The organism is Bradyrhizobium sp. P3_C3 (assembly GCF_056402655.1).
In genome coordinates this window covers 117,257-128,535 of the sequence record NZ_JBFUGY010000023.1, presented here as the reverse complement: position 1 = coordinate 128,535, position 11,279 = coordinate 117,257, and the positions used below count along the sequence as shown (strand labels likewise).

The following is an 11,279-nucleotide window of genomic DNA, read 5'->3' as shown; positions in this document are numbered from 1 at the left end:
GGATCGAGGTTGACGGGGTTCTCTTCCATGCCGGCCTCGGCAAGGCGCAGCACTTCGCCGATCTGGTCGATCAGGAGGCCGTAGGATTCACCGCGCAGGTCGACGCCGACCGCCATCGGGGTCTTGCCGTCCTCGGGCTTGGGCAGGCCGAGCCGGGCGCGCATGTCGACCACGGTGACGATGCGGCCGCGCAGGTTCAGCACGCCCGCGATCTCGCGCGAGGACAGCGGAACGCGGGTGACGCGCTCGGGCATGAACACGTCCTGGACGCGGGAGATCGGCAGGCCGAACAGCTGGCCGCCGATCATCGCGGTGACGTATTCGACCATGGCGCCTTCGCCGATCTGCGTCTTCTTGTTGCTCATAGCGGTATCTCCTGATCCCCAGTGCCGTTACGCCGCTGCCCGGCTCAGCTCGGAGGCGCCGGCGGCGCCCGCGGTCTGTTCCTTCAGCGCCGCGATCAGACCGGGACGGTCGAACTTGGCGACATAGTCGTGGAAGCCGGCCTGCCGGCCGCGCTCGATCGCCGCCGGCGACACCAGCGCGGACAGGCCGATGATCGGCATCGCGCCCAGATTGGTGTCGGAGCGGATCACTTCGGCGAACTCGAACCCGTTCATGTCGGGCATCTCGATGTCGGTCAGGACCACGTCGAAGCTCTGTGCGCGTAGCGCAGCCAGGCCCTCCTGCGCGGTCGGCGCGGTGCGGACGCGGTAGCCGGCCGCCTTCAGCACGGGTGCCAGCATGTTGCGGAAGAACGCCGAGTCGTCGACCAAGAGCACCGACTGCGAGTGCTGCGACGGCTTCATCTCCTTGCGGGTGAACCAGTCGGCGAACGCCATCGGCAGGAAGTGGCCGACGTCGATCACTTCGGTCGCCTGGCCCTTGATCACGGCCGAGCCGAGAATGCCGGAGGCGGAGCCGCCGACCTCGATGTTGAGCCGTTCCTCGACGATGTCGATGATCTCGTCGACGACGAGGCCCATGGAGCGGCCGTCATCGGCGAACACCAGGATCGGCTGGGCGCCCTGGCTCGCGATGGTGACGCTCTCCATGGCGACGAGCGGCATCAGCTGCTCGCGGTACTGCACCATGTAGCGGCCGTTGCTGAACTCGATCTTGTCGGCCGGGAGCTCYTCCAGGCGGGTGACGAGCCCGAGCGGGACCGCCTTGGGCTGGCTGGAGCCGGCGCGGAAGACGAGCAGCGAGGTGGTCTGCTCGCCCGATCCGATGTGATGCGCGCCGTTCTCGTCGCCCATGTCATGGGCCGAGGAGCCGGCGGCGCCGAGCGCCTTGGCAATGCCGTTGGGGTCGATGATCATGATGACCGCGCCATCGCCCAGAATGGTGTTGCCGGAGAACATGTCGATGTGACGCAGCTTCGTCGACATCGGCTTCACGACGATCTCTTCGGTGTGGAACACGCCGTCGACGACGATGCCGAAGGTCTGGCTGCCGACCTGGGTAACCACGATAAAGCCGTTCTCGGGATCGCTGGCCGCGCCGTCGTCGATCTTGAGCAGCTTCTTGAGGTGGATCAGCGGCAAGAGCTTGTTGCGCAACCTGAGGACAGCGGTGTCCTTGATACGCTCGATGCGGTGCTCGCTGTTGGCCCGCGCACGGACGAGCTCGACCACCGAGAGCTGCGGGATCGCGAAGCGGTCGCCGGCGGCTTCGACGATCAGGGCCGAGACGATGGCGAGCGTCAGCGGGATCTTGATGGTGACGGAGGAACCCTCGCCGGCCACCGACTTGATGTCGATGGTGCCGCCGATCTGGTCGATATTGGTGCGCACCACGTCCATGCCGACGCCGCGGCCGGAGACCGAGGTGATGGCCGCCGCGGTCGAGAAGCCGGGCGCGAAGATGAACTTGTGGATCTGGGCTTCGCTCATCTTCTCGAGCTCGGCCTCGGTGACGAGACCTGAGGAGATCGCCTTGGCCTTGATCCTCTCGGTGTTGAGGCCGCGGCCGTTGTCGGCGATGCAGATGATGATGTGGCCGCCCTCGTGATAGGCGGACAGGCGAATGGTGCCCTGCTCGCCCTTGCCGGACGCGAGCCGCTCGGCGGGGGTCTCCAGGCCATGGTCGGCGGAGTTGCGCACCATGTGGGTGAGCGGGTCCTTGATCAGGTCGAGCACCTGGCGGTCGAGCTCGGTGTCGGCGCCGTGCATCTCCAGCTCGATCTGCTTGCCGAGTTCGCTCGACAGATCGCGGACGATGCGGGGCAGCTTCTGCCAGGCATTGCCGATCGGCTGCATGCGCGTCTTCATGACGCCTTCCTGCAGCTCGGCGGTGACGTTGGACAGGCGCTGCAACGGCACCTTGAACTCGGTGTCCTCGTTGCGGCGGGAGATCTCCAGCAGCTGGTTGCGGGTCAGGACCAGCTCGGAGACCATGGTCATCAGATGCTCCAGCGTATCCACGTTGACGCGGATCGACTGGTTGGCGATGCGGTCGCCTTCGGCGGCGCCCTCGTCGGCCATCGACTTCTTCGGCGCGACCTTTTCCTTGGCGGGCTTCGCAGCTTCCTTGGCGGCGGGCGCGGGAGCTTCAGCAGCCGGCGCGGGCTCGGCCTTGACGACGGGGGCCGGCGCTTCGATCGCGGTCTCGCGGAAGGCGCGCTCGAGCTCGTCGAGCGAGACTTCGCCCGGACGCAGCGGGCGCTCCAGGGTCTGGTCGATCAGCGAGCCCTGCGTCATCTCCTTTGCGGGTGCGGCCTTGGCTTCGGCCGGAGCTTCCGGCACCAGCGGCGGCGCTTCAGCAACGGGAGCAGCGCTGCCAGCCGCCATTGCGGCCATGCCCTGCTCAACCATCGCTTCCAGCTTGTCGATGAGATCGCGGTCGGTGCCCTCGGGCTCGGCTTCGGTCGCCTCGAGGCCTGCGAGGATCTCCTTGATGCGGTCGATCGAGGACAGGATCACCGTCACCGCGCCGGCCGTCACCGGCATGCCGTCACGGAATTTGCTCATCAGGGTCTCGCCGGCATGCGCCAGCGCTTCAAGCCGCGGCAGGCCGAGGAAGCCGCAAGTGCCCTTGATGGTGTGGACCAGGCGGAAGATGTTATCCAGGATCTTGGCGTTGTTCGGCTCCTGCTCGAACTTCACCAACTGATTGTCGACGGTGTCCAGGCTCTCGCTGGTCTCCGTCAAAAACTCCCGCAACAGATCATCCATGAGCTACGCCTTACTGAGCCGGACTTCGACGCCTGGGCCGCACCTGGAGTTCGGCGGAGGTCCGCGCCTGGATCGTTAGACAACCCCTTTCACGGTCCCGTTAATTTCAGCCTCCGTGCTAATACGGATATTGAAGACAAGTTTGCGCTTCGAGGCCTGCGATAGCGTCTTGCGACAAAAGCGGCGCTGTATCTCACGCGACAGACGCGATAGGTAAACGCTCCGATAACAACACCTGCGACTTGCGTAAAAAATCACGCCGGCGAAGGACGATATGCACGGGCCGCGCGAATTGAATCAAATCACGCGCAATCAGAATCGCTCACACGGCCGCCCGCTGCTCGCCTGCTCAATCCGCAACAGCTGCGCTTGCGGTAAACGGACGCTTATTTCGCGGCCGCCGCGATTGCTACCGCGCTAACCCAATTGCGGAGACAGCACGATGCGCCGCGAGGCAATCCTTGATGGCAGCGAGTAACGCATCCAGTGTAAACGGCTTGCGAAGGCAACGCGCAGCGCCGAGCTCCAGCGCCATCCGGAGGAAGTCGGGTGCGGGCGCGTTCAAATTTGCGAAGGCGTAGCCGGACATCGCAATCAGCGGAATGGCCGGCGCGTGCTCGTGGAAGATCCGGATCGACTCGAACCCCCGCGTGTGCGGCATGAAGATGTCGATCATCACCAGGTCGACCTGTTTGTTCTCGAGAGCGCGGAGGCCGGCTTCTCCTCCGTCGGCAATCGTCACCCGGAAATGATTCCGCTGCAGATAGATCTCGATGGCCATGCACACCATCGGGTCGTCGTCGACAACGAGAATATGGTGCAGATCCGCCGTGCCCGTTTGAGCTTCCCGTCTCGGCGATTCAAAAATCGAACCGTGGGGCACGCAGTTCTCCTCTGGCTGGAGGCCGAAACATTGATGGCCGCAAGCGTCAACGGTCCTGTCGGGAAATCAGGGGCAAGTGGTGCGACAGTCGCGGCGTCGCGAAGTCGCGCAGACCAGTCCCGGATGGCGGGAAATACGTGCTCGAGGGGCAAGCCGCAGGTGTCGGTCGGGGTCGGATGACGGCGCGGATGCGATGCTAGCGGCTCATGATGGCCCCCTTGCCGCTTTTTCCTGCCGCCCGGCGCAAGACGGACGCCCCTAATTAACGCGCGAATCAGCGTGCGTTTCTCAATTTCCGCCGCAAATGCCGCAGCCTGTCTGCCCCCCAACGGGTATATGGACGACCCCACAACCTTTACAATATGTTTTGGTCGCCGTGCAACTGGATGACGCACAGGGCGCGGCGGCCGATCGTCCTAATGAACGCGCCGGATTGACCTGCATGACCGCGAGCGGCCACCCGTCCAACCAGTTGCTGCAAATGCTCGGCGCGGCGGATTTCGATCTGCTGCGCCCCCATCTCGCGACAGTCGAAATGGTCAGGGAATCTGTCTTGGCCGAGGCAGGCGCCGGGCTGCGACATGTCTACTTCCCGCACGGCGGATCCGTTTCGATCACGGTCGGTCTCTCCGAAGGACAGATGATCGAGGTCGCGATGCTGGGCCGCGACAGCGCCGTCGGCGCCGGCGCCGCCCTTGCCGACGGCATCGCTCCGACGGATGCCGCCGTGCTCTTCCCCGGGACTGCGTCCGTGCTCGAAATCGCGGCCTTCCGGGCGGTGGCGGCCGCAAGCGCGCAGTTTCGCGGCCTGATGATCTGCCACGAGCAGGCGCTGCTCGCGCATGCGCAGCAATCGGTGCTGTGCAATACGGTGCACCCGGTCGAAGCGCGGCTGGCGCGCTGGCTCCTGCGTGCCCGCGACCTGTCCGACAGCAAGTTCCTTCCGCTGACACAGGAGACGCTGGCGCAGATGATGGGCGTACGGCGCAACGCGATTTCCCTCGTCGCAAATGCGCTCCAGCGCGCCGACATCATCCACTACACCCGCGGCCAGATCGAGATCGTCGACGAGCGCGCATTGGAGACGAGGTCCTGCGACTGCTATGCGGCGGTGCAGGGCTGCCACGCCCGCCTGCTGGGAGCCCCGCGGTGAAGAAAGCCCGGCGCAACCGGCCTGCTGCATGCCGGTGTGCACACAGTCCAGCAGAGGCGCCATCGCAACCGGACATCTTGTCCCAATTGCCAATATATCCCGACGAGAACATGATCAAATTTATCCGTGCAGCGAGCAGCCCGTTCGCTTCGAGTTCGGGGGCTGATGAGACGGAGGCAGTCTTGGAAACGATGGCGCGCCCAACCAACGGTTTCCTGTCCGCACTGTCGGCGGAGGATTACGAATTGATCCGCCCGCATTTGCGCATGATCGATCTGCCGCACGAAGCGATCCTGGTGGAGACCGGCGAAACGCTCAAGCGCGCCTACTTCCCCCACCGCGGCGTCATCTCGCTGGTGGTGAAACTCGCCAAGGGCGAGCATGTGCAGGTCGCCATGGTCGGCCGCGACAGCCTGCTCGGAACGCTCTCGACCATGGGCGATGCCTGCGCGCTGAACACGGCAATCGTGCTGGTCCCCGGTGCCGCCTCCGTGATGGACCTCGACCGGCTGCGCGACGCGGCCGACCAGAGCAGCACCTTGCGGACGCTGCTCACCCGTCACGGGCTGGCCGTCTACGCACAGGTCCAGCAGACCGCGGGCTGCAACGCCGCCCATCCGGTGGAATCGCGGCTGTCGCGTTGCCTGCTGCACACCCATGACCTGTCGGGCGATTACCGGCTGCTGCTGACCCAGGAGGCGATGGCGCAGATGATCGGGGCGCGCCGCAACAGCGTGTCGCTGGTCGCCAATACGTTGCAGCACGCCAATTTCATCCACTACAGCCGCGGACACATCCAGATCCTCAACCTGGACGGCCTGCGCCAGACGGCGTGCGAATGCTATGCCACCGTGAAGGCCCAGTACGACCGGCTGCTCGGCCCGCGCTGACCGGCGCCTTGGTAAACCGGCGGCTAACGCCGGCCTGCAAACACGGATCGCCCTGCTACCGGAACTGAAATTCGGATGCCCTAGACACGGGGCATGCCTCGCGCCGTACAGGCCCCGCGGCAGACGAACCGTGACCAGGACAGGCCAAAGCCATGTTTGAAGTGACCGCCGCGCCGATGCCAAAAGCGCTCGATGCCGCGCCCGCGCGCGAGCCGGGCGCGTACGAAGCGCTGGTGCGGGAGATCGGCGAGGACGGGGCCTGTGAAGTCCGTGACGTGTTCTGGAGCGAGACCTGCGCGCGCCTGCAACTGTTCCGCACGCTCTCGCTCGCGCGGCACCTCGCCAGGATTACCCGCGAAGCGCATTCGCTGAAGAGCGCGGCCGGAACGTTCGGCTATGTCAGGCTTGCGGCGCTGGCGCTGCGGCTGGAGCAGACCGCCGAGACGCTTGGCGAGGCCGAATTCCACGGTCTCCTGGACCTGATGGATGCCGCCTACGCCGCCGCGCGCGCACAGGAGCCGCAGGGTTAGAAAGGCGCGTGCAAAGCCCGCCGTACTTCTACGGTTAGCGATTTTCACAGATGGCTAATCATAGGTGGCGATAGTCGCCGGAAACCAGGAGGGTTTCCATGTTCACCTATGAGACTGCGGATCAGAAAGAGGTCCGTCGCTTCCGCATCGCACAGTTCAACGGCAGGACCGCGACGGTGAAGGATGGCGAGGCGACGGTGACTGGTTTCGTTCGCTCGGTGCTGGAGCAGGAATCGAGCATGCCGCCGCGCTGGACCATCACGATCATTCCGAGCGCGCCGAAGGAAGAGCCCAAGTCGCTGCGGCCGCCGTCGCGGGTCCGCCCTTTCGCCGAGGATTATCTCTGAGCCCATCGGGTCCCCAGGCCATCCTCAGGCTTGATCGCCCGCCTGGCGGCGCAGGACAGAACCTCAATCGATCGAATGCAGCAGCGCCGCACGGACGAGGTCCGCGGTGTTGCGCGCGCCGAGCTTGCGCATCGCCTCGGCGCGATGGCTCTCGAACGTGCGCGGGCTGATCTGCATCCGCAGCGCGCCCTGCTTGTTCGAGTAGCCCTCGCTGATCAGCCTCAGCACCTCGCGTTCGCGCTTGGTCAGCCGCTTCTGGCCCGACAGGCCCAGCAACTCGGTGCCCGGCACGCGCTGCGCTTGCTGTGCGCGGGCGGCGTTCAATTCGGCGCCCTCGGTCCTGGACTGGATCGGCAGGGCATCCCTATGAGGGCCGGCAAGCTGCTTGACCACGCCGCAAACGCGTTCGGTCTGCGCCAGCGCATTCTCCACCACGCGCTGCAAATAGGCCCGATCGGCCGTAACCGGCGCGAGCTGGTCGCTGTGGTGCTTGATCTCGCCCATGTAGAGCAGGAGCGCGGTCAGGGGGCCATTGAGCTCGCGGGCGATGGCGCTGGCCATCTCGTCGGCGGCCTTGGAGCGGACCGCGTTCAGGCGGGCGAAATCGAGCTCTTCGGTCGGAGCAGAGCTGCTTTCGAACCATTCCGACGGCCGCGAATCGGTGGCCGTATCGTTCTGTGACCCCATGTGACTCGTTTAGCGGAACCGAGGCCGGTCTGTGGTTAACTTTTTGCTCCGTAAGACTACGGTAATTTTGGCAGTTTTGTGCTGAAATACCGGCGCAGGCACAATTTATGCTTGAGTACCCACGCAATCGACCACGCGCAGGTTGAGGTTTTCGCCCAAAACTTGAGCAGGCGACGAAATGCCTCCTTAACCAACGCTCCCCAGCGGGCGCCCGCGCCTCCCGGTTTTTACGGATAAATTAACAATGACTTGTTTCTCTTGGTCACGATTGAGAGCGCGCAAATGCCTCCACGCATGAGGCCGGTAGGCCTGCGGGAAACGCTGCGGAAGATTGCGTGCCATGAACGAGATCGATCGGCTGTCCGAGTTCTTGCAGAGGCTGACGCCGCTCTCACGCAGCTGTCTGCTCAGCGAGCTCGAGCGGCTCGAACTGTGCGGCATCGACATGCCGGGCTCGTCCGACATCCAGGCGAAGTTGCGCGCCGAGTTCCGCAAGGACGGATCGACCCAGGCACGCGCCACCAGTCCCTCGCGCTATTTCTTCGCGCCACTCGAACTGCTCCTGATCGACGGCGCACCCGAGCATGCCAATGCGGGGCGGATTTCACGCAACACGCTCACGCCCATCTGGGAGTGGATCTGCCGCGACCTGCTGCCGACCATGGCGCGCGACTACATCAAGGCGATCAACGACCAGGTCACCGCCAACAACCCGAAGGAAGTGCTGAAAACCGCGTCGATCTTCCAGACCAAGGTCCTCAAGGTCCTCGAGAACACACTGGCATCGGCGGAGAGCACCGAGTTCGCACGCGCCAAGCTCACGCAATACACGGCCTCGCGCACCGCCTTCGACGACGTGAGGAAAATGCAGCAGGTGCTGCGCGCCGGCGACGCGCTGCCGAAGTTCAACGAAAAGCTGCCTGAGAAGATCGCGAAATTCGACGACGGCCAGGTTGCCCAGATCACTGCGCAACTCGATGTCTTCAAGAAGTCCCACCCGGACGCGCTGCCCTTTGCGCTGGCGCTGGTGGCGAGGCGGCTGAAGACGTCCTGGGAGCTGGTGCGCCTTGCCACCAGGATCGCCGCGAGCAAGAGCGTGGCCGACGTCGCCGCCACGCCCTATGCCTGCGTCGTTCCCATGGTGCTCGACCGGCTCGACGACAAGCGGCTCGCCCTGCGGGTCGCGCTCAAGCACAACCGCGTGCTGGTCGCCCGCGACCTGCTCGCCGACATCTACGACACCGAATATGCGCTCAAGGTCCGCATCGACGGCATCGAGGGTTGCGAATGGGGTATCCGGCTCCAGCAATTGATGGATGCGATCGCGGCGCTGGTGTCCGCCGAGGTGAGCCGCTTCCCCTCCAATGTCGGCCACATTCTCGGCTCGCGCCGGCTACGCAGCCACGACACGCTCGGTGGCAAGCTGTCCTATCTGGCCTGGAAGGGACGCGACGCCGTGCAGGACGGCGCGGCGGCGTTTCGCAAATTGATCGGACAGACCTGATATTGCGGCGCGGCTACTCCGCCCGCGGCAGGCACAGGAAGCGATCGGTAAATCGCCCTGACAGAACGAATCTGAACCACCAATACATCAATCGCCGCGTCGTCATTGCTGTAATCCTCGACAGCCCACCACCGGCTGCGCACAGCAATAGCGCAGGTGCAGCAAGACACATGTGATGTGCTTCACATTTGCGCCGCCGCAGCCGGCCACGTTGTCGCAGAACTGTCACGCGTAAACCATGGAACATGCGCGCATCGCGTGAAAATGAACTCTCCCATCGCTGCCATCGCGTCGATCCTGCGATGCACCGCAAGAGCGACGGGAAGGAGGTTGCGATGAGATCGAACCGGCGGACATCGACGATGGCGGCATTGCACGCGCGCGCCAGCGCCGCGCGAAACGCGAGCGGCTCGTAGCGCGTTGAACGAGCTGAATGCGCAGCTCGACAAGCACGGATTCTACAAGGCGTTTCCCGTCCTGAGCCGCGGTCGCGAGCTGGTACTGCATGACCCAGCACGCCACGGCCACAGGCAATTGAGGCGTCCATTATTCAATTGGGCGAAGTGCGCGCGACCTCGTCCGATTACAGGACAGCGCGCCTGTCCGCAGCCAAGCCGCGTCTTGCAAAAATTGCGCGGGATTGCCGCACGCCCGCGCGCGACGCGCGGGCAGACGTAAAAACTTCCGGAAGAAGATCCAGACAATTTTAGACGTGATGCGGGCTTTAACGTTACCCAGATAATTCAACAATCGACTGAAGCTCTCCATATTTGAAACTGCTCCCATCGCTAACACCTGTCGCGGAACGGGAGTGGTTTGCGATGAACGATGAACTTGTTGAGCTCGCCGGACGGAGGCCCAAAACCTTCGGACGGCGAAAGGTAACGCCGCGCGCATGCGTCGCCGACGGCAAGCGCCATCTGCGCGCATTCCTCGCCGAGGTGCTGGAGGATCTTGGTTTCGTCACCAGCGAATGCGCCAGCGCGGACGAGCTGCAGACCGTGCTGACCCGCGAGTTGCCGGACTTGATCCTGCTCGGCATCGCCGCCGACGGCATCGAGCCCKGCACGTTTCTGGAGACGCTGGTGCGCGAGGCCTTCGACGGCAAGGTTCTCGCCGTCGGCGCCCGCGAGTCCATCATCGTCAGGGCCGTGCAGCAGGTCGGCGAGGAGTATGGCCTCGCGATGCTGCCGCCACTGACCACGCCGTTTGCCGCGGAGACGCTGCGCGAGCGCGTCGCGATGCTGCTGCCGGACGAGCCGGCGCCGAGCCCGGCCGTGTATGTCGGCGAGGCGCTTCACGCCGGCTGGCTCGAGCTCTGGTACCAGCCCAAGATCGACGCGCGCACCTTGGTCCGCAGTGGCGCCGAGGCGCTGGTGCGGATGCGGCATCCGACCTGGGGCGTGGTGCCGCCCGCCTACTTCATCCCCGAAGAGCACGATCCGCATTTGCGCGAACTCTCGGAGTTCGTGATCGAGCGCGCCTTGCAGGACTGGCACTATCTCCTGGAGCAGCAGAGCCCGGTCGATCTCTCGATCAACCTGCCGACGTCATATCTGAAGGAGCCGCTGGCGGTGCGCGATCTCTGCCGCCGCATGCCGACGCATCCGGCCTTCGGCGGGCTGACGATCGAGATCGACAGCGAGGAGGCGATCCGCGATCTCGAATTCCTCGTCGAGGTCGCCCGCGAGGTGCGCCTGCACAATATCGGCCTGTCGATCGACAATCTCGGCGCCAACTGGCCGTCACTGATGGATCTGGACAAGATTCCCTTCATCAAGCTGAAGGCCGACCGGCACTTCGTCACCGGCAGCGGCAGCGATCGGCTGAAGCGCACGGTGTGCCGTCACATCGTCGAGCTCGCGCACGCCTACGGTGCGCGCACCGTGGCCGAAGGCGTCGAGAGCCGCGCCGACCTCGTCGCCGCCAACGAGCTCGGCTTCGACCTCGTGCAGGGTTTTCTGTTCGGCAAGCCGATGCCGCTGAAGAAGTTTGCAAGGAGCGCGCTGACGCGGACGGTGATGGGGCAGGCGTGAGGCACAGGCCTCACGCCCACCGCCGCGCGAAGAAGAAGACGCGCACAACCACGAGCGCGATCGCTGCGATCAC

The 11,279-nt window shown here is 64.7% G+C and carries 10 protein-coding genes; 6 read left to right on the top strand and 4 right to left on the bottom strand.

Going from position 1 to position 11,279, the window contains the following annotated elements; genetic code table 11:
• From AC1DW2_RS25120 to AC1DW2_RS25110, 3 genes are all read right to left on the bottom strand, one after another.
• A partial coding sequence (locus AC1DW2_RS25120; RefSeq protein WP_477007352.1) for a chemotaxis protein CheW occupies window positions 1-365 on the bottom strand: 365 nt, incomplete at its 3' end.
• A 27-nt stretch (window positions 366-392) separates the two neighbouring features.
• Window positions 393-3,176: a hybrid sensor histidine kinase/response regulator gene (locus AC1DW2_RS25115; RefSeq protein WP_477007351.1), complete on the bottom strand. Its 2,784-nt coding sequence runs from the start codon at window positions 3,174-3,176 to the stop codon at window positions 393-395.
• Window positions 3,177-3,585: 409 nt separating this feature from the next.
• On the bottom strand, window positions 3,586-4,059 hold the full coding sequence (locus AC1DW2_RS25110; protein ID WP_477007350.1) for a response regulator: 474 nt from the start codon (window positions 4,057-4,059) through the stop codon (window positions 3,586-3,588).
• A 442-nt stretch (window positions 4,060-4,501) separates the two neighbouring features.
• On the opposite strand from AC1DW2_RS25110, the gene AC1DW2_RS25105 reads away from it, so the two are divergent.
• The 4 genes from AC1DW2_RS25105 to AC1DW2_RS25090 all read left to right on the top strand — a co-directional run bounded on the left by AC1DW2_RS25105 (window position 4,502) and on the right by AC1DW2_RS25090 (window position 6,979).
• On the top strand, window positions 4,502-5,212 hold the full coding sequence (locus AC1DW2_RS25105; RefSeq protein ID WP_477007349.1) for a Crp/Fnr family transcriptional regulator: 711 nt from the start codon (window positions 4,502-4,504) through the stop codon (window positions 5,210-5,212).
• A 191-nt stretch (window positions 5,213-5,403) separates the two neighbouring features.
• Window positions 5,404-6,102: a Crp/Fnr family transcriptional regulator gene (locus tag AC1DW2_RS25100; protein WP_223154125.1), complete on the top strand. Its 699-nt coding sequence runs from the start codon at window positions 5,404-5,406 to the stop codon at window positions 6,100-6,102.
• Window positions 6,103-6,254: 152 nt separating this feature from the next.
• Window positions 6,255-6,632, top strand: coding sequence for an Hpt domain-containing protein (locus AC1DW2_RS25095; protein ID WP_063980460.1), 378 nt, complete (start codon window positions 6,255-6,257; stop codon window positions 6,630-6,632).
• A 98-nt stretch (window positions 6,633-6,730) separates the two neighbouring features.
• A complete protein-coding gene (locus tag AC1DW2_RS25090; protein WP_085399682.1) occupies window positions 6,731-6,979 on the top strand; it encodes a hypothetical protein in 249 nt (82 codons plus the stop codon).
• Window positions 6,980-7,042: 63 nt separating this feature from the next.
• Here the strand turns inward: AC1DW2_RS25090 and AC1DW2_RS25085 are convergent, their stop codons facing one another.
• Entirely contained in the window at window positions 7,043-7,666 is a 624-nt protein-coding gene (locus AC1DW2_RS25085) for a LuxR C-terminal-related transcriptional regulator (protein WP_477007348.1), read from the bottom strand.
• Between the two features lie 340 nt (window positions 7,667-8,006).
• Between AC1DW2_RS25085 and AC1DW2_RS25080 the strand changes: the two genes are divergently transcribed.
• Both AC1DW2_RS25080 and AC1DW2_RS25075 read left to right on the top strand, forming a co-directional pair.
• The gene (locus AC1DW2_RS25080) at window positions 8,007-9,170 is read left to right on the top strand and encodes a hypothetical protein (protein WP_063980457.1); all 1,164 of its coding nucleotides are present in this window, start codon (window positions 8,007-8,009) and stop codon (window positions 9,168-9,170) included.
• An 821-nt stretch (window positions 9,171-9,991) separates the two neighbouring features.
• Window positions 9,992-11,206, top strand: coding sequence for an EAL domain-containing protein (locus tag AC1DW2_RS25075; RefSeq protein WP_477007347.1), 1,215 nt, complete (start codon window positions 9,992-9,994; stop codon window positions 11,204-11,206).
• Window positions 11,207-11,279 lie beyond the last annotated feature (73 nt).